This window comes from Acinetobacter sp. LoGeW2-3 (genome assembly GCF_002688565.1).
Taxonomy (GTDB): domain Bacteria; phylum Pseudomonadota; class Gammaproteobacteria; order Pseudomonadales; family Moraxellaceae; genus Acinetobacter.
The window spans coordinates 1,371,400-1,394,521 of sequence record NZ_CP024011.1; the positions used below are offsets into that span (position 1 = coordinate 1,371,400).

A 23,122-nucleotide genomic window follows, 5' to 3' on the forward strand; every position below is an offset into this window, starting at 1 on the left:
TCTCCTTATAATGTGTGAGTGAAGCTATTATAGTTTATATGTTTTCGGCTCAATACCCAGTCGACGGTATTGCTTAAACTTTTCACGACCGAGTTGCTTGGCCGCTTCGTTATTTTCAATAATCTCAATAATGTGACTAAATTTAGCGTAAGGTTCAAGTGCTTCAGGATTAAAATTAAAGATAATCCAGTCGGCCTGCTCTGGCAAGTTCGCAGAAATACAGACACTGGCCTGTGGCTGGTCAATTCCATGCGGGATAAAACCGGTGGGATCAAAAGTCCATAGATGTTCATCCAGTTGTTGCTGCAAGTCTGCATCGCTACACAGTAACCAGATTCGCTCTGGCTGACGCAGAATCTTACGGCATAAACGGCAGGTACTTTCGACCTGCCGTTCAGGGCTTTTTTCAAATAAATAAAAGCTGACTTTAGCCATTCTTTTGAACACGGTTCGCCAGGAATTGCATCAATAATGGCACTGGACGACCAGTTGCGCCTTTATTGGTACCAGAATTCCATGCTGTACCTGCGATATCCAGATGTGCCCAGCGATAATCACGTGTGAAGCGTTGTAAGAAGCAGGCTGCAGTCACAGAACCTGCTTTAGGACCACCAATATTGGCGATATCAGCAAATGGAGAATCCAGCTGCTCTTGATAATCGTCTAGCACTGGCATACGCCATACACGGTCAAAAGAAGTTTGACCAGCGGCTTCAAGTTCGGCTGCCAGTTCATCATCCGGTGTAAACATACCGGTTAATACTGAACCTAATGCTACTACGCAGGCACCGGTTAATGTCGCGATATCGATGACCAATGCAGGATTAAAGCGTTTTACATAAGTCAGTGCATCACACAGCACCAGACGGCCTTCGGCATCGGTATTCAGGATTTCAACCGTTTGACCACTCATGGTCGTTACGATGTCACCTGGACGGGTCGCTTTACCAGACGGCATGTTTTCCGCAGTGGCAATGGTACCCACAACATGAATATCTAAACCAGATTCACACAGTGCACGCATGGTACCCAGAACAGAAGCCGCACCACACATGTCGAATTTCATTTCGTCCATGCCGGCACCTGGTTTTAGGGAAATGCCACCCGTATCAAAAGTAATGCCTTTACCAACTAACACCACCGGTGCTTCACTACGTTGTGCACGGTATTCAATAGTAATAATACGGCCTGGACGGTCTGAACCTTTACTAACAGCAAGGAAAGAATGCATACCCAGATCAGCGATCTGCTGCTCATCCAGTACATTCACTTTTAACAGTTCAGGATATTCAGCTGCTAATGCTAGTGCTTGCTCTGCCAGGTATTCTGGGAAACAAATATTGCCTGGACGGTTACCTAAGTCACGTGCTAAGTTCTGGCCCATTTGCACGGATTGAAGCAATTGTAGTTGCTCTGCAGTCACTGGACTGTCGGTCGTAATCAGGTTGATTTGCTCAAGTACAAATTCATTTTTTTTGGATTTGAATTCATCAAAAGCATACGCTGCTTGAGTGAGCAATAGCGCAAAAACGTTATGAAATTGTGCTGGTAGGGCAGAAATATCTACGCTGATTTGCTGGAATTTTTTCTGTGCCGCTTTAACGATAGTTTGCGCAACTTTCGCCAGTTTGCCTGGCTGTAGTTCAGCAGTTTTACCCAAACCAATCAGACAAGCATTGGCACTCGCTGGAACATTACCCACCAATGCCAAGGTTTCATTTAGCCCCGCTTTATATTGCGTCGCTGCGGTGATTTCTTCAAACTTGTCGATCTGATAAGTGGTAGCTGACTGTTGTAGCTGTTCAGAATCCACAAGAATTAACAGATATTGGCTGGATGCATTCTCTTGGAATGACGTATTAATTGTCAGTTTCATATGCGTTTATTTAAGCCTTATAAAATTTGCAACCATTAAACCATTGAAACAATTTCCTGAACAGGGTTTCAATGTTCAACTCAAGTATCGGTTTTATATTTTTAAGCTTAACATTCGGGTAAACTATGACAAGTTTTTTACCCTGTATTCTGGAAGATTTAATTTGATTATTCGGCGTTATCTGGTCAAGCAAGTTGTATCAACATCCTTGGTTGTGATTGCCTTATTGACCTTGATCATGATGGGTGGTCGACTGATCAAGTACTTCGGTGTGGCAGCACAAGGACGTCTGGATGCAGGCATCCTATTCAGTATTATTGGTTATCGTCTGCCTGAATTCCTGACCCTGATCTTACCGCTTGGTTTCTTTATTGGTCTGATGCTGGTATTTGGCCGGCTCTATGTTGATCATGAAATGGCAGTCATGAATGGCAGTGGCGTTAGCCGCAACCAGCTGGCACGTTTACTCATTCCGATGACTGTGGTCTTTCTGGTGATTCAGGCCTTCCTGATGCTTTGGGCTGCACCATGGGGGATTCGTCAGTTTGAAGCACTGACCAATGAACAGGCAGTACGGACGGGCTTTGATCTGGTGCGACCGAAAGAATTTATCTCCTCGGGACCCTATACCATCTATGCCGGCGATCTCTCTGAAGACCGTAAAAACCTGAAAGATATTTTCTTCTATCAGCGGGCAGAAGGTGAAGGTAAGCCAGATGTGATGATTCTGGCACAGGAAGCAACTCGAGTAGAAGTAGCAGGGGATACCGCCAATGTGGTGGATCTGGTCAATGGTCGCCGCTATGAAATCTTTGCCGGCATGCCGAAATATACTCAGGCGGAATTTGAGACCTATCGTCTGCGTCTGGAAAATGATAAAGAAGCCAAGTTTGAAAGTGCTGAGGTTGAAGCATTACCAACGTCGAAACTCTGGGAAAATCGTCAGGATCCTGTGGTCGCCAGTGAACTAGGTTGGCGTGTCTTTGTACCATTTGCCATTATTGCAGCGTTGATGCTGGCTAATGCCCTATCTGAAGTGAGTCCACGTCAGGGGCGTTATCTTAAACTCTTCCCGGCACTGTTAATTTTTGCCAGCCTGATCGTGGCCTTGATGGCAGTAAAAACCCGCGTCAGTAAAGAGGAAATGGGAATTTGGGCTTATCCAATGGTCCTGATTTTCTACGGTATTGCTGCGGCTCTATTTGCACGTAAACAGAAGCTGGCGCCGAAAATCAAGAAACAGATTCAACGAGCGAGGTCTTAATCATGCTGGCACGTCGTATCGTTGCAAAACATGTGACCGGAACTACTGCACTTGCCATGTTGGGTGCAACGCTAGTACTGGCCGGATTACAGGTATTATTTACTTATCTGGGTGAACTGGGTTCCTTAAAAGAAGGCTATGGCGCCTGGCAGGCACTGAAATATGTGCTGTGGGGCGCTCCTAATTATCTTTATGAAATTTTACCGATCTCCGCACTGATTGGTGCGGTCCTTGGCCTAGGAACATTGGCATCCAATAGTGAGCTGATTGTCATGCGTTCGGTGGGGGTTAGCCTATGGCGTATTGTCGGCTGGGTGATCCGTTCAGCATTGCTGCTAGTGGTTTTATCCTTTGCTTTAAGCGAATGGGTGATTCCATATACCAATGAACAGGCCAAAGCAGTCAAAAGTTATAACAAGCCAGTGAAAATTGGTGAAGTGAAAGGTTACTGGACCCGTGAAGGCCAGCGTTTTATCTATATTGATTATGCCAATGCCAAAGGCGAATTGAAGTATGTACAGATGCTGGACTTTGATGAAGATTATCGTCTGCGTGGTACGTTAAAAGCCGAGCAGGGTGATTTCGTCAAAGATGGTGCATGGAGTTTACAGAATACCCAGGAAATAAATATTCTGCAGAATGGTAATGCCACGCTAACGCCACATGCTGAACAGCCACTGGCTTTAGCCTTGCAACCGAAATATGTGCATATGGTGACCATTGACCCGGAAGATCTGTCACCAAGTCAGTTAGTGAGCTTCATGAGCTATATGCATGAATATAGCCAGGTGCCAAAGACCTATGAACTCGCTTTCTGGCAGAAAGTTGGCTCACCATTTGCTCTGATTGCATTAGTAGTCATTGCCTGTTCCTTTATTTTTGGACCACTCCGTCAGCAATCGATGGGCTTCCGTCTGGTGATTGCACTATTTGCAGGTTTAGGCTTCTTCTACCTGCAGGATTTTCTCGGTTATGCAAGCTTAGTCTATGCGCCGTCGCCAGCATGGTTTGTGTTTATACCAATTATCATCATGTTTGCAATTGGTGGTTATCTATTGCATCGCGCACGTTAAGCTACAAGAAAATAGAAGAAATCAATCGCAGTGAAAGGCTTAAACCATGGCACGGTCATGGTCTCTCGCTGCAAAATTAGTTAAAATAGAATGATTAATTCGTAAACGAACAAGAGTATTCATTATGACGGATGCAACTGCTGGCAAAATCCCTCACGTATTGGTAATTATGGATGGTGTGGGTCATCGCGAAGCGGTCGAAGACAATGCGTTTTTAGCGGCTAAACGACCTCATTTAACTGCTATGCAGGAAAAGCATCCGCATGGTTTGATCTCTGGTTCGGGTGAAGATGTTGGTCTGCCTGACGGTCAGATGGGGAACTCTGAAGTTGGTCACATGAACTTGGGTGCTGGCCGCGTGCTATACCAAGATTTCACCCGTATTACCAAAGATATCCGCACAGGCGATTTCTTTAATCATGAAGTATTGGTAGATGCCGTAGAAAAAGCCAAAGCAGGCAATGGTGCCGTACACATCATGGGCCTATTGTCTGAAGGCGGTGTGCATTCACACGAAGATCACATCGTTGCGATGGCTGAACTGGCGCTAAAACGTGGTGCTAAAGTTTATCTGCATGCTTTCCTAGATGGTCGTGATACACCACCGAAAAGTGCACAGCCTTCATTAGAAAAATTAGATGCTGTTTTTGCTCAATATCCAGGCCAGGGCCGTATCGCAACCATGATTGGTCGTTACTTTGCCATGGATCGTGACAATCGTTGGGATCGTGTTGAACAGGCGTATCGTTTATTGACTGAAGGCGAAGCGGTACGTACTGCAGCGACTGCAGTTGAAGGTCTGGAACAGGCTTATGCAGCAGATGAGTCGGATGAATTCGTAAAAGCAACCCGTATCGGTGAAGCTGCTGCGATTCAGGATGGCGACAGTGTTGTATTCATGAACTTCCGTGCAGACCGTGCGCGTGAACTGACTCGTGCTTTTGTTGAAAAAGACTTTGCAGGTTTTGAACGTAAAGTTGTGCCAAATCTGGCGAAATATGTCATGTTGACTCGTTACCAGGCAACAATTGATGCACCTGTGGCGTATATGCCAGAAACACTGGTGAACTCGATTGGTGAATACTTGTCAGGCTTGGGTAAAACCCAGTTGCGTATTGCTGAAACTGAAAAATATGCACACGTGACCTTCTTCTTTAGTGGCGGCCGTGAAGATGAATATCCAGGTGAAAAACGTATCCTGATTCCATCTCCAAATGTGGCGACTTATGATCTAAAACCAGAAATGAGTGCATACGAAGTAACTGATGAGCTGGTAGCAGCGATTAACTCAGGTGAGTTTGACCTGTTAGTTGTGAACTATGCCAATGGTGACATGGTTGGCCATACTGGCGTATTTGATGCAGCAGTAAAAGCAGTTGAAGCGGTAGATACTTGCTTAGGCCGTGTTTATGAAGCAGTAATGGCGCAAAAAGGCCATATGATTATTACTGCAGACCATGGTAATGTTGAGCAGATGCAGGATTATCAAAGTGGTCAGGTACATACTCAACATACCACTGAATTGGTTCCGTTTATTTATGTCGGCCCAACTTCTGCAACGATTGCGGATGGTGGGGTACTGGCGGATGTGGCACCAACGCTGTTGAGCCTAATGCAGCTTCCGGTTCCGGTAGAAATGCAAGGCCGTAACTTAATTGAACTGAACGCTTCATAAAAAATATTAATAGGACAAAGAATGGCAAGATCACAGCGGAAGTCAGTTGTATTCACGAGCTTACTGATGTGTTTGAGCCATTCAGCATGGAGTGCTGGGCCTCAGGGTCCAGCATTCGATGATATGGTCATGGACCAGCAAACCTATAGCGAAATTCCTGTCTCCTCGATTCAGGAATTCGTGCAGATTTATGGCATTGTCAAAGAGAATTATATTCAAGATAAAAATGACGATGCATTATTCCAACAGGCAATTCGTGGCCTGGTCGGCGGCTTAGACCGCTATTCCCGTTATCTTTCTCCAGAAGACTTCAAACAGCTACGTCAGTACACTGAAGGTGTCTTGGCCAGTATCGACTTTGACCTGAAATATAATCCGCAACTTAAACAGTGGGTGATTCAGGGTTTAAGTAACGATGCTGACTCAGCTCGGCAAGGTCTGCGTAATGGGGTGACTGTATTCAAAATTGATGATCAGGAGCTGAGTTCACTCAATCATGAACAGGTCCGTCAGTTACTCAGTGGAGCTATTGGTTCTACCTTGAGTATACAGCTATCACCACAAAGTCAGGTGTTTAATCTGGTACGTAATACCAAGGTGGAGACCGAAATCAGGTCTCAGCTGCATCATAATCAGGTGCTGGTATTACAGGTCAAAGTCTTTCAGCAGGATACGGCTAATGAGATCAAACGGATTATTGAGAGTTATTCTGGCTCACGTTTAAAAGCGGTGCTATTTGACCTGCGTAATAATCCGGGCGGCCTGCTCTCTGCAGCCGTTGAATCAGCAGATCTATTCCTGAACCAAGGTATTATTGTTTCGACCAAAAGCCGGACAGAAGGCGACCAGCAGTTTCAGGCATTACCAGGCTTTGAATTTCAGAATTTGAAGATCGGCATCTTGATCAATAACCGTTCTGCCTCCGCAGCCGAAGTCTTTACCGCTGCCTTGAAGGAGCATAAACGTGCCTGGGTCGTGGGTGAAAAGAGCTATGGTAAAGGTGTAGTGCAGAAACTGTTTCCTTTAAGCAATGGTGCTGCCTTACAGATGACTGTATCCCAATATTTCAGCCCGAGCGGTCAGCGTATTGAAGGCTTTGGTGTGCAGCCACATCTCAGCTATCCACTTGGAGTTGAGATGAGGGAAGAAAGTTATCTGGATCACGTCACTGAATTATTGCTTTTACAAAAATAATGAAGGGGCATCGCCCCCTTATTTTTTATTCTTCTTCATCGGTATCGAGCCCAAATTTCTTCAGACGATAACGTAGTGAGCGGAAAGACATGCCGAGTTTTTTTGCAGCTAAAGTCCGGTTCCAATGGGTCTGATTCAGGGCATTCAGCAAAATTTCTTTCTCGATCTTCTCGATATACAGTTCAAGCCCTTCTTCAGGCAGTTTTTTCGGCACCATAAAAGTGTCAGTATTATGATTTGATTCGGGAACTGAATTGGATGTAATTTCTGAAGTTATGAAACTCTGACGTAAAGGTGCCGTTTGCAGATGCTGAATATCAATCATATCTTCATCGCTAAGAGTAATCGCCCGTTCAATGATATTACGCAGTTCACGGACATTCCCAGGATAGTATTGAGCCAGTAACTGCTCCTTACTACGTTCAGTCAGGCGTTTCACTGGAATTTGCCATTCCTGACAAATCTTCTGAATGAAGTGTTCAGCCAGCAGTAGAATATCATGACCACGCTCACGCAGTGGTGGCAGTACCAGATCCATGACATGAATCCGGAAGAACAGATCCTGACGGAATTTCCCTTGCTGGACCTGTGCTTCCAGATCCTGATGACTGGCACTGATCACACGAAAATCGACATCAATTTCTGTATCTGACCCCAGTGGACGAATCCGTTTTTCCTGTACTGCGCGTAGCAGTTTCACCTGCATACTCAGTGGTAGTTCAGCAATTTCATCCAAGAATAGGCTGCCACCATGTGCAGACTGGATTAGACCCTGTTTGTCCTGCGTTGCACCAGTAAAACTGCCTTTCTTATGCCCGAACAGCTCACTTTCCATCAGTTCAGCTGGAATAGCACCACAGTTAATGGCAATAAAGGGACCTTCACTACGGTTACTCAGGCGATGGACCAGATTCGCCACCACTTCCTTACCCGTACCAGATTCACCGGTAATAAACACGGGGGCTTGGGAGCGGGCAATTTTATGTAAGGTTGTGCGCAGCTGCTGAATCGGCTTGGATTGGCCAATCAGCATTTTATATTCTAGGGTATCTTGCTGACTGGATTGGTAATCAACAGGCTTATTCAGTGCCTTTTGTAGTAACTGTTCCAGATGTTTCTGATTGATTGGCTTGCTGACAAAATCAAAGGCACCTGCTTTGAGTGCAGCAATGGCAATATCCATATTGCCATAGGCAGTTAAGACAGCGACCGGTAGGGAAGGATGATGTTCACTGATAAACTCCAGTAACTGCAAGCCATTACCATCAGGCAGATTCAGGTCGGTCAGACAGGCATCATACTGATAATCTGCTAGACGTTTTTTGGCATCCTCCAGACGGTGGGCGATATGCGTGCGGATTCCCATACGCATCAGTGACATCTGCATCAGTGTGCAGAGATCCTCTTCATCATCGACCAACAGTACCAGTGGTTGTTGTTCCACAATCTTTCCCCTTAAATTTAAAAATTAAACAGTGATGCGCTGGCAGCTAATCCGAAAGCAGGCGCCCTGTTCTTGTTGTATATAGTTCAGCTGGGCCTGGTTGGCCTCACAGAAACTGTGTGATAAATAAAGCCCTAGCCCAGTACCATTGATGGAGGTACTGAAAAATGGCTTGAACAGCAGGCTCTGATCGGCAGGTGCAATGCCCTGACCAAAATCCCGGATATCAATCCAGACCTTATGTTCATAAGGATGAACTTTTAATTCTACATAGCCTACGGCTGGATCGTTATGCCGCACGGCATTACGTAATAAATTAACTAATACTTGACGTAGTTGCGCTTCATCAAACTGGATATCCAGTCGCATATCAATATTCAGCTTAATCTGCTCAGCAATATCTGCCAAGTCCTCATGAATACATTGCGGAATAAATTCATTTAGCTGAATAGGCACCGGGTGAGTTTCTTTATTTTTCACCATATTCAGCGTGTCTTCAATAATCCGGTTAATTCGGGTGGCCTGTTTGCTGATCATGCCATGCAGGACTTGCTGCTGTTCCTGTTCAGAACCGGGTAACAGGTCATTGGCCTGCACAATGGCAGCCAGCGGATTGCGGATTTCATGTGCAATACTGGCTGATAGCTGCCCCAGTGCGGCTAATTTGAGTTGCTGTACTTCTTGATTGATTTTTCGTGCATCCTGTAATACCAGTAGCATCAGCGTCTGATGCGGCACAATCAGTTTTTGCACCTGGACATGAATATTGAAGCGGCTTTGCTGCGATTCAAACTGGAAACGCTCACCATTTTCCAGATTTTCAAAGCGGATCAGCTCAAACAGGTCTGGTTGTGACTGATATAGTGGAAACTTGTCATGCGCATACATTTGCTGGATGCCGAGCAGGTGACAGGCAGCTGGATTGCTCAGCACCACATGGCAATTTTCATCCAGCACCAGATAGCCGGTTTCAATCTGTTCCAGAATATAGCGGTTAATATTCTGCAGCCGATATAGTTCCATCGACTGAGAAAAATTGACATTCTCCAGGATCTGGAAGCGTCGTACCGCAATCTGCCCGATGCCATAAACCACAAAAAACATAAAGGCGAGAATTGCACTATTACCAATATTTCCTAAAGAGGAAAGAGTAAGCAGACTGGTGATGAAATGCTGGTAAATTACGCTAATTACAGCGATTAGGGTAATTACCAACGCTTTTTGCGCATTCAACAGGATTGAGGCAGCAAATATGGTAATCACGAACAGCATGCTCAGCTGCAGATTGGTGCCATTTGTGGCCAAGGTCAGCAGACTGAGTGCACAGACATCGACAATAAAAATACCGGTCAGCTGCTTCTGCACAAATTTCTTAAAATATTTCAGAACAAAGAGCTGTACCAGCGCAATGGCAATAAAACAGCTCAGCACATAATGATACAGCTTGGGATATTCTAAATCGATGCTGTGCTCAGGATAAGTGAGCAGAAAAATCAGCAGTAATCCAGTACTGATGATCAGGCGGTATGCCGCATACCAGGTGCCCAGCAGGTATTGATTAAGCTCTGAATAAGAAGATTGCTGCGACATAAAACCTTTTTTGTTTTTTAAGTTTTTTTAAATAGAAGGCACGAAACAATTAAGGCTTTATTAGACCATAGCGCATTGCCAGATGAGTCAGTTTCACATCACTGTCGATATTGAGTTTTTCAAAGATTCGATAACGGTAGGTATTAACGGTTTTGACACTGACAAACAGTTTATCGGCAATTTCTTGGGCGCTGATACAGTTCACCACCATCATGGCGACCTGCATTTCCCGTTCAGACAGCGAATCAAATGGGGATTGCTGGGTGTCAGACAGATAGGAACTTGCCAACTGTTCAGCAATATCTGCACTGAAATATTTACCGCCCTGCATCACCTTATTAATGGCACGTACCATCTCGGTCACGGGTGCCCCCTTGGTGATATAGCCTTTGGCGCCGGCTTTAAGCAATAAGGAAGGATAAGGTTCTTCAGCTAGGCCACTGACAGCAACGACTTTGGTATCGGGTGCAGTCTGTAATAAACGACGTGTAGTTTCTACACCACCGATACCCGGCATATTGACATCGAGAAGAACCACATTCGGATGATGCTGACGCACCAGAGTAATCGCTTCTTCACCAGATTCAGCTTGTCCAATAACCTGAACATCAGTGTGGTCTTCAAGCATTCTACAGATGCCAGTACGCACCAATTCATGGTCATCTACAACTAAAACTGTGATCACGTATACTCTCCCTCGGATGAAAAATCATTTTTTTTGTTACACAACACAAAATAAGCTTGCAATGAAACTACAAAATTAGCAATCCTATTGTCAGGTCATATTGAAACTGTATCACATAGTGTAGAGGTCAATAATTGTTCTGCATTGTGGTAAATGTAATGTAAGCCATATTAGAGGTAATACGCAAATCAATCTTACCTCGTAAGTTGGGTGAAGGAATAGTGAAGAAAACACATAAGTCTTTGATGCATGTACTGGGTCTGTCGATGGCAGTCAGCATGAGTACGACGACGAGTTTTGCTGAAATTATCATGAATTCGTCAGCAGCGGCCCCTCAGTCTAGTCTGAGCTGGTCTTCTGAACAGGCCAACCAGTTTTTGAGTGATGGATCCGATGCCGATGATGAGCCTTCTCCACTTGGTTCAACCACGGTAACGACCAGCATTCGTAGCTCTAATGGTCAAGCAGTACAAGAACCTGCCAAAACCGTACAGATTCTGGACACCAAGACCTATGGTACACAGCCATCTGTCAATGCACGTTCAGCGTTGGTGATGGATGCCCAGACTGGTGAGGTGCTGTATAGCAAAAACAGCAATACCGCTGTACCGATTGCGTCAATTACCAAACTGATGACCGCTGTGGTGATTTCTGATGCACGTTTAAATATGAATGAAAAAATCACACTCCAACAGGGTGATTTTTCATGTGCAGGTTGTAAGAGCTCGAGCTCGACCTTGCGTGTCGGCGATACGATGAATCGTGCAGAAGCCTTATTATTTGCGTTGATGAAATCCGAAAACCCGGCTGCAGCAGCATTGGCACGTACCTATCCAGGTGGCCGAGCAGCTTTTATTGCAAAAATGAATGCCAAAGCCAAAGCACTCGGTATGAATTCTACCCATTATATGGAATCGACTGGTCTGCATCCTGGTAATAAGTCATCTGCACGTGACCTCGGGATTCTAGTGAATACCGCTTCACAATATGGCTTGATCCGTCAGTTTTCAACTACTGCAAGTTATGACTTTAACTTGGGCTACCGTGTGTTGAAATCGAATAATACCAATGCGCTAGTGCGTAATGGGGGTTGGAATATCAATATTTCTAAAACCGGTTTTATTAATGAAGCAGGGCGCTGTGTGGTCATGCATACCACACTGAATAACCGTCCAGTGGTGGTGGTATTGCTGGGCGCTGATTCATCGGCTGCACGTACCAATGATGCAACCCGCTTGATGACTTGGGTATCGAGTTTGCCGAAACAACGTGTTTAAGCTTCTGACCTAGATATTTTAGTTATAAAAAAGCCCTGCAAATGCAGGGCTTTTTTGATTCGATATCTTACATATTAGAAAGAATAGAATCGCGTACTTGATCCAATGTTGCATCGATAGACAGCATCACAGCATCAGAACATTGTTTGATGGCAGTATCCGGGTCTTTCAGGCCATTACCAGTTACAGTACATACAATCACAGAACCTTCAGCAATCTTGCCTGCTTTAATGTCACGAATCGCGCCACCGATAGACGCTGCAGAAGCAGGTTCTACGAATACACCTTCGTACATAGAAAGAAGACGTTGTGCTTCCAGGATTTCAGAATCTTGAAGTTCGTCAAACCAACCTTTAGAGTCGCGAACAACCGCTTTGGCATGGTTCCAGCTTTGTGGGTTACCAATACGGATTGCAGTTGCCACAGTTTCAGGATTTTCTACTGGTGCACCACGTAGGAATGGTGCAGCGCCAGCAGCCTGGTAACCCACCATTGTAGGAAGGCCTTCAGGTTTAGGACCAGTGAAAGCATCAGTTGCAGCGTCATACACCACTTGCTCGAATTGATCAGCAGGCTGATTCGCCACAGCTTCGGTATAACCCATCCAGTGAGCAGTGATGTTACCTGCGTTACCGACTGGTAGGCAGTGATAATCCGGTGCACGACCTAACTCGTCCACGATTTCGTAAGCAATGGTTTTTTGACCTTGCAAACGGTACGGGTTGATTGAGTTTACGATGGTTACTGGCGCTTTATCAGCGATTTCTTTCACCAGACGCATACCGTCATCGAAGTTACCGCGGATTTGCATGGTGATCGCGCCATACATCATTGCTTGCGCCATTTTACCCATGGCAATTTTGCCTTCTGGGATTAAAACAAACGCTTTGATGCCAGCACGCGCAGCATAAGCAGCTGCAGCTGCAGAAGTATTACCTGTAGATGCACAGATAATCGCTTTAGAGCCTTCTTCAACTGCTTTTGTTACCGCCATGGTCATACCACGGTCTTTAAATGAACCAGTCGGGTTTAAGCCCTCGTACTTCACATAAATTTCAACATTTTTGCCAATAATGCGCGGAATATTCGCAAGCTTAATCAGTGGAGTGTTACCTTCGCCCAGAGAAACGGCTTTAGTAGTTGCAGACACTGGTAAACGGTCGCGATAGCGGTCAACTAAACCAGTATAACGATTGGCATTCGACATGATGATGTTCCAATTGTGTGTAGAGCTTGGCGAGGGGAAATACTCCCCCCAACCCGATTAATTATCAAGCGATTCTAAACGAATTCGTACAATTTCGCCATGAATAACAGGAAGAGCTTGAATTTGCTTTAACGCTTCATCCATTTTCGCTTCCTTAACTGGATCAGTCAGGATCACGATAGGAATAAGGTCTTTAAGGCGAGACTGCTGCAGGATGGCATCTATGCTGATGCCATTACGGCTCAGAATAGAGGTTACTTCCGCCAGCACGCCAGTTTGATCTTCAGCATTGATACGGATGTAGTAACCCGTAGTCATTTCTTCGCGTGGCAGGATTGGTAAGTCACTTAAGCTTTCAAAAGCCAGTTGTGGAATCGTACCTGCACCATCTTCGGTATAAGAGATGTCACGAACGATGTCCACCACATCTGCAACCACTGCAGAAGCTGTAGGGCCAGCACCGGCGCCTGCGCCGTAGTACAGTGTAGGGCCAACGGCATTGGCTTGAACCAGAACAGCATTTTTAACGCCGTTAACATTGGCAATCAGCTGTTCTTCAGGAATCAGAGTAGGGTGAACACGAAGTTCGATACCGGTTTCAGCACGACGGGCAATACCCAGGTGCTTGATACGGAAACCAAGATCTTCAGCATATCGTACATCTTGTGCAGTAATTTTGCTGATGCCTTCAGTAAAGACTTTGTCAAACTGTAGTGGAATACCAAATGCAATAGAAGCAAGCAACGTCAGTTTATGTGCGGCATCAATACCTTCAACGTCAAAAGTTGGATCTGCTTCTGCATAACCCAGTTCTTGTGCTTCTTTGAGTACATCTTCAAAGGCACGACCTTTATCACGCATTTCAGTCAGGATGAAGTTACCTGTACCGTTAATAATACCCGCAAGCCAATCAATTTTGTTGGCTGCCAGACCTTCACGCATCACTTTAATAATTGGGATGCCACCTGCCACCGCTGCCTCGTAAGCAATTTGCACAGCGTTGTCATCAGCAAGTTTGAACAATTCATTTCCGTGTTCAGCGAGCAAGGCTTTGTTCGCAGTTACGATTTGTTTGCCATGCAGAATGGCTTCTTTAATGACTTCATAAGCAGGATGGATGCCACCCATCACTTCAACCACAACATCCACATCTGGCTGACGTACGATATCGAGCAGATCCGCGCTTTGCTTGATGCTGTCATCGAGTTCTAGATCTGGACGTGGACGACGGGTACCCACATAAGTAATTTGAATTTCACGACCGGTGCGACGTTTAATCTCAGCAGCATTTTCTTTTAATAGTTTAAGGGCACCACCACCCACAGTACCAAGACCGAGGATTGCCAGACGAACTGGTTTCACGTCACACTCCAAATATAAACAGTTTTTTACGAGAGCCTAGATCATAGCTAAAAAAACGCGCTGACTCTAGGGCGATCTCAGAATATCTTTACGTATAAGATAAAGTTAAATAACTCATTAAAATGAGTTATTTAAGGCGGTCTAAAAGTTCAGAGGTTGACATATAACCACCGAGGTAAACGCCTTCTGAACTGTAGACACCAGGTGTACCATTTACGCCGATGTTCAGGCCCATTTGATATTGATCTTTCACAGGATTTTTGCAGGTCGCTGGCGTAATTGATCCACCGGCAATCGCGGTATCGAAAGCAGCACGGCGGTCTGAATTACACCAGATCGCTTCCATGGCTGGCATATGTTGTTCGCCACGTGGCCATGCGATATAGCGAACTTCAATGCCTTTAGCATTCATTTCATCCATCTGTTCATGGAATTTATGGCAGTACGGACAGCTGACATCGGTAAATACATAGATCACATGCTTGGCTTTGTTGCCTTTGGCTGGGTAAATCAGCAGATCTTCAGCTTTTAGTGCTGCAAAGATTTTTTTATTCACATCGGATTGCAGAGTTTCACTGACATTGTGCAGCTGCTTGTCGCCCAGACGGATCACATCACCCTGAATAATGTATTTACCATCACTGGTGGCATAGACAGAAGACATGCCTTCCAGACTCACCCAGAACAGATTCGGTACTTCAGTAGTTTTTATATCTGTGATTTTTGCTTTAATCCCAGCTTTTTTGAAATGACCTTCTAGCGTTGAGATCAGACGTTGCTGGGCATTACGTTCTGATACAGTAGACGCTTCACCCGTCGCTGGTGCACTTGCAGTTAAAGTATCGGACTTTTTATCGTTTTGATTAGAGTTGGAGCAAGCAGTAAGGCTAAAACCTGCAGCAAGCATACACGCGATAAAGAGGCTGGAGCGGGCAAATGTCATGGATAACCCTTTTTGTTCTTAGATAAAAATAGATGCCTAGCATAACAAAAAATAGTTTGCAGGTTGAACTTCTCTGTACACGCTGTCAGTTCAAGCCTTAGGCGCGTGGATGATGCGATGCATGGAGTTGCTGCATACGAACTTGCGCCACATGGGTATAAATCTGGGTGGTCGACAGGTCACTATGACCCAATAGCATCTGGACTACACGCAAATCCGCGCCATGATTCAATAAGTGCGTGGCAAAGGCATGGCGTAAAGTATGCGGCGACAGTTCAGCCTGGACTCCGGCCTGTAGCGCATAACGCTTGATCGCGTACCAGAAATTCTGTCGGCTCATGATGCCGCCATGCTGGGTCAGAAATAGATAGTCCGTTGCTGTTTTATATAGCTGTGGACGTGCTTCATTCAGGTATTTCTCGATCCATTCACAGGCCACTTGACCCATTGGTACCAGACGTTCCTTATTTCCTTTACCAACAATACGTAGATAACCCTGTTTTAAGTTGATGAGTTCTAAGCGTAGATTCAGTAATTCTGTCACGCGCAGACCGCAGGCATACAGGACTTCGAGCATCGCCCGGTCGCGTAAGCCGAGTGCTGTATTGATATCCGGTGCATTAATTAGCGCTTCGACATCAGCTTCGGAAAGATCTTTCGGTAAGGCACGTCCGAGTTTTGGCGTCTTGTGTGCGGCAACCGGATTGTCATTTCTGAGTTTCTGTTCACGTAGAAATTTATAAAACGAACGCAGGGCGGACAAACAGCGTGCGATTGAACGCGGACTTTTTTGTTGTTTGGTCAGTTCAATCAAGACATCCGAGACATCATCATGATTCCACTCTGGTAAAGCTTTATTTAAACAACTACTACATTGAATTAAATCAGATAAATAGGCATTTCGCGTATGCGGGCTCACTGTTTGAGCAATCAGATAATCACGATAACCGTGCAGAAACTGGGCATTTTCTGGAATCTGGACAGGAGCAGGAATACGGGGCTTTTTATTCAACATGGGCGTAGCAGCTTAGTAGGCTAAATCAATCATTTTGATGGATATCCTGCACTGTAGTGCAATTTAAGTTGGATGTCGATCTGCTCATAGATCAGGCAAAAATGAAATTAAACCTTATTTGGTAACTATTCTCATCTGCGTGTATACTGTACAAAAGTCTCAGGAATTTTCGCGGTGCGTTTGTCGGATTTGAAAGTGAAGCAAACAGCCATCATTCGAAAGGTTAATCGAACTACTGATGGTGAGGGCGCTCAACACGATGTCGTGGCGAGTCGCCTGGAAACGTTGGGTTTTGTGCCTGGCACAGCAGTGCAGGTCATTACTAAAGGTATTTTTGGTGGGGATCCTATTTTAATTCAGGTCGGCTTTACCCGTTTTGCCCTGCGTAAGTCAGAGGCAGCCAAGATTGAAATAGAAGCTGGAGTGTCGGCATGAGTGATGCCTTACGTATTGCCCTTGTCGGTAACCCTAACTGCGGTAAAACCTCATTATTCAACCATTTAACCGGAACAAGACAGAAAGTTGGCAACTATGCCGGGGTGACGGTAGAGCGTAAAATCGGCCACTTCGCGTTAGCTTCTGGAAAAGCGGTACGTGTACTGGATTTGCCGGGGACTTATAGTTTAGATGCCACTAGTCCGGATGAAGCAATTACTCGTGATGTAGTACAGGGTAAGATTGCGGATGAAGGACAGCAGGATGCGTTCCTATGTGTGGTGGATGCCACGAATCTGAAACTGCATCTCGGTCTGGTGCTGGAAATGATCCAGCTCGGTCGTCCGGTGTTACTCGTCCTGAACATGATGGACGAAGCACGTCGTCGTGGGATGCAGATCAATACCCAAAAACTGTCACAGCGTCTCGGTGTGCCCGTCGTGGAAACGGTTGCTGTGCGCAGTTCAGGCATTGAAAACCTGATGAATGCACTGGATCAGGGGAAATACGCTGTTCCACAAACCGAAATGACCGGTTTGAGTGGTAACAGTCATCACAAAGTCGAAAGCATCCTGAAAGATGTGGTGAACTTTGTGGACCAGGAAGATAAACGTACCGATTTCCTCGATAAAATTTTCCTGCACCCTGTGCTCGGTCTGGTGAGCCTTGCCGTAATGATGTTCGTGATTTTCCAGGCAGTATTCGCCTGGGCGGCACCATTCATGGATGGCATTGAAACCTTCTTTGGCTGGCTCGGTGAGGTGGTCAGTGACAGTATTGCTCATCCTTTGCTGAATAGTCTGGTTGTAGATGGGATTATTGCGGGTGCTGGTGGTGTCGTGGTGTTCCTGCCACAGATTCTAATCCTGTTCTTCTTTATCTTGGTATTGGAAGAATCCGGTTATCTGCCGCGTGCTGCTTTCTTGCTGGATAAACTGATGTACAAAGCTGGTCTTTCTGGTCGTGCCTTCATTCCTTTATTATCCAGTTTTGCCTGTGCGATTCCGGGAATCATGGCTTCACGTACCATTAGTGATCCACGTGACCGTTTAACTACAATCTTCGTAGCGCCCTTGATGACCTGTTCGGCTCGTCTGCCGGTATATGCATTACTCATTGCTGCTTTCATTCCATCACAATCGGTATGGGGTATTTTTAACCTGCAAGGTTTGGTACTGTTTGGCCTGTATATGGCAGGTATTCTGAGTGCGCTGTGTGTGTCTTTTGTCTTGAAGTTCTTTAATAAAGACAAAGCTGGCCATATGTTATTGATGGAATTGCCAAGTTATCGTTTTCCGGATATCAAGAACGTCTGGATTGGTCTGCTCGATCGCGGCAAGATCTTTATGAAGCGTGTGGGTGGCATCATCTTTGCGCTATCGATTCTGCTATGGTTCCTGTGTACTTTCCCGCAACCGCCAGAAGGTGCGACTTTACCGGACATCGATTATTCCTTTGCCGGGATGATCGGTCATTTTATCCAGCCAATCTTTGCACCATTAGGCTTTAACTGGCAGATCTGTATTGCCCTGATTCCGGCTATGGCTGCACGTGAAGTAGTCGTGGCTGCATTGGGTACTGTGTATGCATTATCAGCAGTCGATGATGATGCAATGTCTGAAGGACTGGCTGCCTTGATTAGTGGCGGCGGTGACTTGGGTTGGACAATGGCAACTGGGTTATCGTTACTGGTCTGGTTTATCTATGCACCGCACTGCCTGGCAACCTTGGCAACAGTGAAACGTGAAACAGGTTCATGGAAAACTGTAGGCTTTATGACCGTTTATCTGTTTGGTCTGGCATACATCATGTCATTCCTGACCTATCAAATTGCTTCACACTATTTAGGTTAATACTGACTGGAACAGGGCAGTGAAGGGGAGATTGAGATGATTGAAATTCTGATTGTGACCGCACTGGTGCTTTGGAGCGCGGTGGTGGTATTTAAGAAGGTATTTCCAAATACTTCACGCTCGGTTTTCCTGAAGCTGTCGAATGCTTGCGAAGCCAAAGGCTGGCATACGCTGGCGAAATGGCTGAAACCTGCAATGGCCAGTGGCTGTGGCGGTAACTGCGCCTGCCCAGCCTCCGAGCAGGAAGTCGAGAAAAAGCCAACCCAACAAGCGGTGAAGTGGAAATAATTTTCCAGTAAGTTTAAAAGCCATCAATTTTATGATGGCTTTTTTTATGCGATATATACAAAAAAAATCTGCAGAAAGATGAAACAGAAAAAGCATTCAAAACGGCAAAGTGCTAACATTTCAAAAGTTTCAAATTAGACCAGAACATGAGGCAAAAATGTTAATACAACGTGGTGGACTTAAGGTCATTGCAGGACTCGGAATCTCAGGTGTTGCAGCAGTCAATTTCTTACATGACAAGGGCTACCGCGTTGCAGTAACTGACTCTAGGGCAAATCCGCCGGGACATGATAAGATTCCAGCTGACGTGCAAACCAGTTTTGGCAAATTTGACCAAGACCTATTGCTCTCAGCAGAAGAGATCGTGATCAGTCCGGGGCTTGATCCGAAACTTCCTGAAATTCAGGCGGCGATTGCTAAAGGCATTCCAGTCGTCAGTGAAATCCAGATTCTGCGCCGTTCTACCGATAAGCCAATTGTTGCCATTACTGGTTCGAATGCTAAAAGTACTGTCACCACATTAATCGGTCTGATGGCTGCAGATGCCGGTAAAAAAATTGCAGTCGGCGGTAATTTAGGTCGTCCTGCATTGGATCTGACCAAAGATGATCCTGAACTGTATATTTTGGAACTTTCGAGCTTCCAGCTGGAAACTACATCGAATCTGAATGCTGAAGTGGCAGTGGTGCTGAACATGAGTGAAGACCATCTGGATCGTCATGGCGACATGATGGGTTATCACACTGCAAAACACCGAATTTTCCAAGGCGTGAAAAAAGTGGTGTATAACCGTGATGATTCATTGACTCGTCCATTGGTTCCAGATGCAACACCAATGCAAAGCTTTGGTCTGAATGCACCGGATATGAATCAGTTTGGTATTTTAAAAGATAGCGATGGCACCATCTGGTTGGCACGTGGACGTGAACGTTTATTAAAAAGTTCTGAGATGTATATTCAAGGTACACATAATGTGGCAAATGCCTTGGCTTGCTTAGCTTTGGGTGAAGCGATTGGTTTGCCGCTTGATGTGATGCTTGAAACATTAAAAACCTTCAAGGGCTTAGAGCATCGCTGTGAGTTCGTTAAAGAAGTCAACGGTGTGCGTTATTACAATGACTCTAAAGGAACCAATATCGGTGCGACTCTGGCCGCTTTAGATGGCTTGGGTGCTGCGATTGAAGCCCAAGGTGGTAAAGTCGCGATCATTCTTGGTGGTCAGGGCAAAGGTCAGGACTTCACGGCTTTACGTGACTCATTGTCTAAATATGCGAAAGTGGCAGTGTTGATTGGTGTGGATCGTCCAATCATTGAAACAGCGATTGAAGGAACCACCACACTGGTACATGCAGAAAGCTTGCAGGAAGCGGTAGAAATCTGCCAGAGCAATACCCAGCCACATGATGTCGTGCTATTGTCTCCGGCATGTGCAAGTTTTGATATGTTCTCAGGCTATCCTGAGCGTGGTCGTCAGTTCGTTGCGTATGTCAACGCGCTTAATTAAGAAGAACAAGGATTCGTGATATGGCTGAGTTTGCTCAGACTGCGATCAATAAAATTACTCAAATCTATGAGCAGTGGGTACCCAAGTTACCCACTGAAGTTAATCCACGTAATGTGCTGATTTTCTGTGTGCTGGCATTGCTGTGTATTGGTTCGATCATGGTGGCATCAGCTTCGATGCCCTATGCCGAACGGATTAATGGTAATGCTTTTCACTATATTACCCGACATGCGATTTCGATCGGGGCCGGGGCAGCAGTGGCCTATGCCACCTATAAGATTCCTTTAAACCGCTGGTTTAACAGTACCTTCTTCCTATGGTTTATCACCATTATTCTGCTAGCTGCAGTGCTGGTAGTGGGTACCGAAGTCAACGGTTCCAAACGCTGGATTCGTTTGGCGGGTTTTACCTTGCAGGCCTCGGAAGTTGCCAAGGTGATGATGGCAATCTTCACTGCGGATTATGTGGTACGCCGGGCTGAAGAAGTCAGGAATAAAATTTCTGGATTAGTACGTTTAGGTTTTATTATGGGGGCAACTATTCTCTTGGTGATGCTCGAGCCTGACTTGGGTGCGACCGTGGTGATTACCTTAACCATGCTGGGGGTATTTTTCCTGGCTGGTGCACCATTGGTTCAGTTTGGTTTTGCTTTTGGGGTAATTGTTGTCTCTCTAATTGGTGCGATTTTATTAGAACCATATCGTTTGAAACGTCTCGTATCTTTCTCGAATCCATGGGAAGATCCACTTGGTTCTGGTTACCAATTGTCAAATGCATTGATGGCCTTTGGTCGTGGCGAATGGGCTGGCGTTGGTCTGGGACACAGTATCCAGAAAATGTCTTACCTGCCGGAAGCGCATACCGACTTCATGCTGGCAATTCTAGGCGAGGAGTTCGGTTTCCTGGGGATCGCGACCATTCTAATCCTGTCTTTTAGCATGATCGTCTGTTGTATTCGTATTGGTCATCGTGCCTTGAAGAATCATTATCTGCGCGCCGGTTACCTGGCTTACGGCATCAGTATCATCTTCCTGTTACAGGTGCTGGTTAATGCCGGAATGAATATGGGCATGCTGCCAACCAAAGGTTTGACCCTGCCATTTATTAGTTATGGTGGTTCTTCCCTGATTGTGTGTGCCATGATGATCAGTCTGATTCTCAAGATTGATGCGACCACACGTGAAAGCAATCCAAGCCGTGAGGAATCAAGCTTCTAGGTTAGATTGTCGGTTCGGGTCAGGCTGGGCATGGTCGAGGACTGTGCTTGGCATGACCGTACCGCAGTGATTGCAACGTACAAAAGCATCCTGAGCTTTCGATAGCGGAATCAAGGGAATAAAAAATAAAGAAAAATAATTACGCTGTTGTCTCAGTTCATAACCGGCACGCGTTCGACAGACCGGACACAAGAACTGACTTTTCTCGATGACTTTGGTTTTTGGGCCAATTCCAAAAATAAAAAACATAGACTGACTTCCACCTGAATTTTTCTTTAGCTTAAGTCAAAACCGCTACTTATAAATAGTAGCCTTGTAGCTCAGTTGTGTGTGGAATCCGTTCGATATCCCATTGCGCTACTGCCTGTTTTAGCATCCTTTCAGGCGTATCTAGTTCAACTTCAGCTTGATGCAGGGCTGAAATTGCCTGTTTCAGTAACTGGGGAGCTTGAGTCAGATCGAGTGCTTGTGCCATGTTCTGTTTAGATAATTTTTGGCCCTGATCATTCATCGCTAAAGGTAAGTGCATATAGTGCAGGCGAGGGTAACCAAGCAGCTGACCCAGATAAATTTGCCGTTCGGTATTATCCAGTAGATCCGCACCACGTACCACATGGGTCATGCCTTGCAAGTAATCATCTACCACCACAGCCAGCTGATAATTAATAATGCCATCACGGCGTTTCAGGACAAAATCACCCAGATTCTGTTTGAGATTGGAACAGTGATGACCTTGCAACGGATCATCGAAACAGATCTCGACATCTTCGACTTTTAAACGAATCGCCTGATGTTCAAAGGGTAGCCCAAGATCACGACAGGTATCTTGATAGATATGATTGGAACCAAGCATTTTACGGGTACATTGACAAGCATAGACCAGACCTTGCTGACGTAGCTGTTCAATCACACTTTCATAAATGTCGAGACGGTCTTTCTGGAAAATGATTTCGGCATCGGGGTCGAAACCAAAGGCATCCATAGCACGAAGAATATGCTCTTCACTGCCGGGATAAATGCGGGGAATGTCGGTATCTTCAATACGAACCAGCCACTTGCCCTGATGGGCACGAGCATCACAGTAACTGGCGACTGCGGTAATGAGGGAACCAAAATGCAAAGGGCCGGTTGGCGATGGCGCGAACCGGCCCACATAAGCCATCCTGTTGTCCCCCTCCTTTATCAAAGGAGGGGTTAGGGGAGGATTATTTCTAGACATG

The 23,122-nt window shown here is 45.6% G+C and carries 21 protein-coding genes; 10 read left to right on the forward strand and 11 right to left on the reverse strand.

Annotated elements, in window-relative coordinates:
• Nucleotides 1-27: 27 nt before the first annotated feature.
• Nucleotides 28-435, reverse strand: a complete 408-nt coding sequence (locus tag BS636_RS06525) for a DNA polymerase III subunit chi (protein WP_099338051.1) — start codon at nucleotides 433-435, stop codon at nucleotides 28-30.
• The gene (locus BS636_RS06530) at nucleotides 428-1,876 is read right to left on the reverse strand and encodes a leucyl aminopeptidase (RefSeq protein WP_099338052.1); all 1,449 of its coding nucleotides are present in this window, start codon (nucleotides 1,874-1,876) and stop codon (nucleotides 428-430) included. Before BS636_RS06530 ends, BS636_RS06525 begins: the two co-directional genes overlap by 8 nt.
• 163 nt (nucleotides 1,877-2,039) lie before the next feature.
• Here BS636_RS06530 and lptF point away from each other — a divergent pair, with 163 nt between their 5' ends.
• From lptF to BS636_RS06550, 4 genes are all read left to right on the forward strand, one after another.
• Nucleotides 2,040-3,140, forward strand: a complete 1,101-nt coding sequence (gene lptF, locus BS636_RS06535; protein ID WP_099338053.1) for an LPS export ABC transporter permease LptF — start codon at nucleotides 2,040-2,042, stop codon at nucleotides 3,138-3,140.
• A 2-nt stretch (nucleotides 3,141-3,142) separates the two neighbouring features.
• Nucleotides 3,143-4,213 carry an LPS export ABC transporter permease LptG gene (gene lptG, locus BS636_RS06540; protein WP_099338054.1) on the forward strand — a complete coding sequence of 357 codons (1,071 nt, stop codon included), beginning with the start codon at nucleotides 3,143-3,145 and terminating at the stop codon, nucleotides 4,211-4,213.
• A 124-nt stretch (nucleotides 4,214-4,337) separates the two neighbouring features.
• Nucleotides 4,338-5,888: a 2,3-bisphosphoglycerate-independent phosphoglycerate mutase gene (gpmI, locus tag BS636_RS06545; RefSeq protein ID WP_099338055.1), complete on the forward strand. Its 1,551-nt coding sequence runs from the start codon at nucleotides 4,338-4,340 to the stop codon at nucleotides 5,886-5,888.
• Between the two features lie 21 nt (nucleotides 5,889-5,909).
• Nucleotides 5,910-7,082, forward strand: coding sequence for a S41 family peptidase (locus BS636_RS06550; protein ID WP_099338056.1), 1,173 nt, complete (start codon nucleotides 5,910-5,912; stop codon nucleotides 7,080-7,082).
• 25 nt (nucleotides 7,083-7,107) lie between these two features.
• Here the strand turns inward: BS636_RS06550 and BS636_RS06555 are convergent, their stop codons facing one another.
• Genes BS636_RS06555 through BS636_RS06565 form a run of 3 tightly spaced genes read right to left on the reverse strand, consistent with a single transcriptional unit; the run spans nucleotide 7,108 to nucleotide 10,801 of the window.
• Nucleotides 7,108-8,529: a sigma-54-dependent transcriptional regulator gene (locus tag BS636_RS06555; RefSeq protein ID WP_416202911.1), complete on the reverse strand. Its 1,422-nt coding sequence runs from the start codon at nucleotides 8,527-8,529 to the stop codon at nucleotides 7,108-7,110.
• A gap of 21 nt (nucleotides 8,530-8,550) precedes the next feature.
• Entirely contained in the window at nucleotides 8,551-10,116 is a 1,566-nt protein-coding gene (locus tag BS636_RS06560; RefSeq protein WP_099338058.1) for a sensor histidine kinase, read from the reverse strand.
• A gap of 49 nt (nucleotides 10,117-10,165) precedes the next feature.
• Nucleotides 10,166-10,801, reverse strand: coding sequence for a response regulator (locus BS636_RS06565; RefSeq protein ID WP_004896390.1), 636 nt, complete (start codon nucleotides 10,799-10,801; stop codon nucleotides 10,166-10,168).
• Nucleotides 10,802-11,022: 221 nt separating this feature from the next.
• On the opposite strand from BS636_RS06565, the gene BS636_RS06570 reads away from it, so the two are divergent.
• Nucleotides 11,023-12,078 carry a serine hydrolase gene (locus tag BS636_RS06570; protein ID WP_150128994.1) on the forward strand — a complete coding sequence of 352 codons (1,056 nt, stop codon included), beginning with the start codon at nucleotides 11,023-11,025 and terminating at the stop codon, nucleotides 12,076-12,078.
• Nucleotides 12,079-12,145: 67 nt separating this feature from the next.
• Here the strand turns inward: BS636_RS06570 and thrC are convergent, their stop codons facing one another.
• The 4 genes from thrC to xerD all read right to left on the reverse strand — a co-directional run bounded on the left by thrC (nucleotide 12,146) and on the right by xerD (nucleotide 16,605).
• Nucleotides 12,146-13,285 carry a threonine synthase gene (gene thrC, locus BS636_RS06575; RefSeq protein WP_099338060.1) on the reverse strand — a complete coding sequence of 380 codons (1,140 nt, stop codon included), beginning with the start codon at nucleotides 13,283-13,285 and terminating at the stop codon, nucleotides 12,146-12,148.
• Nucleotides 13,286-13,342: 57 nt separating this feature from the next.
• The gene (locus tag BS636_RS06580) at nucleotides 13,343-14,647 is read right to left on the reverse strand and encodes a homoserine dehydrogenase (protein ID WP_099338061.1); all 1,305 of its coding nucleotides are present in this window, start codon (nucleotides 14,645-14,647) and stop codon (nucleotides 13,343-13,345) included.
• A 127-nt stretch (nucleotides 14,648-14,774) separates the two neighbouring features.
• Nucleotides 14,775-15,590, reverse strand: coding sequence for a DsbC family protein (locus BS636_RS06585; protein ID WP_099338062.1), 816 nt, complete (start codon nucleotides 15,588-15,590; stop codon nucleotides 14,775-14,777).
• A 97-nt stretch (nucleotides 15,591-15,687) separates the two neighbouring features.
• The gene (gene xerD, locus BS636_RS06590; protein WP_099338063.1) at nucleotides 15,688-16,605 is read right to left on the reverse strand and encodes a site-specific tyrosine recombinase XerD; all 918 of its coding nucleotides are present in this window, start codon (nucleotides 16,603-16,605) and stop codon (nucleotides 15,688-15,690) included.
• Between the two features lie 174 nt (nucleotides 16,606-16,779).
• Between xerD and BS636_RS06595 the strand changes: the two genes are divergently transcribed.
• The 5 genes from BS636_RS06595 (at nucleotide 16,780) to ftsW (ending at nucleotide 21,902) form a co-directional block, all read left to right on the forward strand.
• Nucleotides 16,780-17,040: a FeoA family protein gene (locus tag BS636_RS06595; RefSeq protein ID WP_099338064.1), complete on the forward strand. Its 261-nt coding sequence runs from the start codon at nucleotides 16,780-16,782 to the stop codon at nucleotides 17,038-17,040.
• A complete protein-coding gene (feoB, locus tag BS636_RS06600) occupies nucleotides 17,037-18,893 on the forward strand; it encodes a ferrous iron transporter B (protein WP_099338065.1) in 1,857 nt (618 codons plus the stop codon). Before BS636_RS06595 ends, feoB begins: the two co-directional genes overlap by 4 nt.
• Before the next feature lie 36 nt (nucleotides 18,894-18,929).
• Nucleotides 18,930-19,181, forward strand: coding sequence for a DUF6587 family protein (locus BS636_RS06605; RefSeq protein WP_099338066.1), 252 nt, complete (start codon nucleotides 18,930-18,932; stop codon nucleotides 19,179-19,181).
• Nucleotides 19,182-19,338: 157 nt separating this feature from the next.
• Nucleotides 19,339-20,685: a UDP-N-acetylmuramoyl-L-alanine--D-glutamate ligase gene (gene murD, locus BS636_RS06610; protein ID WP_099338067.1), complete on the forward strand. Its 1,347-nt coding sequence runs from the start codon at nucleotides 19,339-19,341 to the stop codon at nucleotides 20,683-20,685.
• 20 nt (nucleotides 20,686-20,705) lie between these two features.
• Nucleotides 20,706-21,902 (forward strand): putative lipid II flippase FtsW, encoded by a 1,197-nt coding sequence (ftsW, locus tag BS636_RS06615; RefSeq protein WP_099338068.1) that lies wholly within the window; start codon nucleotides 20,706-20,708, stop codon nucleotides 21,900-21,902.
• Here ftsW and BS636_RS06620 read toward each other — a convergent pair.
• A complete protein-coding gene (locus BS636_RS06620; RefSeq protein ID WP_099338069.1) occupies nucleotides 21,891-22,151 on the reverse strand; it encodes a zinc ribbon domain-containing protein in 261 nt (86 codons plus the stop codon). The genes ftsW and BS636_RS06620 overlap by 12 nt on opposite strands.
• A 49-nt stretch (nucleotides 22,152-22,200) precedes the next feature.
• The gene (gene gluQRS / locus BS636_RS06625; protein ID WP_416202906.1) at nucleotides 22,201-23,121 is read right to left on the reverse strand and encodes a tRNA glutamyl-Q(34) synthetase GluQRS; all 921 of its coding nucleotides are present in this window, start codon (nucleotides 23,119-23,121) and stop codon (nucleotides 22,201-22,203) included.
• Nucleotide 23,122 lies beyond the last annotated feature (1 nt).

What these genes read in the sequence shown, in the direction of transcription:
- BS636_RS06550 (WP_099338056.1), top strand. Translation starts at nt 5,910, where the DNA reads ATGGCAAGATCACAGCGGAAGTCAGTTGTATTCACGAGCTTACTGATG.
- gluQRS (WP_416202906.1), bottom strand. Translation starts at nt 23,121, where the DNA reads ATGTCTAGAAATAATCCTCCCCTAACCCCTCCTTTGATAAAGGAGGGG.
- BS636_RS06585 (WP_099338062.1), bottom strand. Translation starts at nt 15,590, where the DNA reads ATGACATTTGCCCGCTCCAGCCTCTTTATCGCGTGTATGCTTGCTGCA.
- feoB (WP_099338065.1), top strand. Translation starts at nt 17,037, where the DNA reads ATGAGTGATGCCTTACGTATTGCCCTTGTCGGTAACCCTAACTGCGGT.
- gpmI (WP_099338055.1), top strand. Translation starts at nt 4,338, where the DNA reads ATGACGGATGCAACTGCTGGCAAAATCCCTCACGTATTGGTAATTATG.
- BS636_RS06560 (WP_099338058.1), bottom strand. Translation starts at nt 10,116, where the DNA reads ATGTCGCAGCAATCTTCTTATTCAGAGCTTAATCAATACCTGCTGGGC.
- BS636_RS06620 (WP_099338069.1), bottom strand. Translation starts at nt 22,151, where the DNA reads ATGTTTTTTATTTTTGGAATTGGCCCAAAAACCAAAGTCATCGAGAAA.
- BS636_RS06525 (WP_099338051.1), bottom strand. Translation starts at nt 435, where the DNA reads ATGGCTAAAGTCAGCTTTTATTTATTTGAAAAAAGCCCTGAACGGCAG.
- murD (WP_099338067.1), top strand. Translation starts at nt 19,339, where the DNA reads ATGTTAATACAACGTGGTGGACTTAAGGTCATTGCAGGACTCGGAATC.
- BS636_RS06605 (WP_099338066.1), top strand. Translation starts at nt 18,930, where the DNA reads ATGATTGAAATTCTGATTGTGACCGCACTGGTGCTTTGGAGCGCGGTG.
- thrC (WP_099338060.1), bottom strand. Translation starts at nt 13,285, where the DNA reads ATGTCGAATGCCAATCGTTATACTGGTTTAGTTGACCGCTATCGCGAC.
- ftsW (WP_099338068.1), top strand. Translation starts at nt 20,706, where the DNA reads ATGGCTGAGTTTGCTCAGACTGCGATCAATAAAATTACTCAAATCTAT.
- BS636_RS06530 (WP_099338052.1), bottom strand. Translation starts at nt 1,876, where the DNA reads ATGAAACTGACAATTAATACGTCATTCCAAGAGAATGCATCCAGCCAA.
- lptG (WP_099338054.1), top strand. Translation starts at nt 3,143, where the DNA reads ATGCTGGCACGTCGTATCGTTGCAAAACATGTGACCGGAACTACTGCA.
- xerD (WP_099338063.1), bottom strand. Translation starts at nt 16,605, where the DNA reads ATGTTGAATAAAAAGCCCCGTATTCCTGCTCCTGTCCAGATTCCAGAA.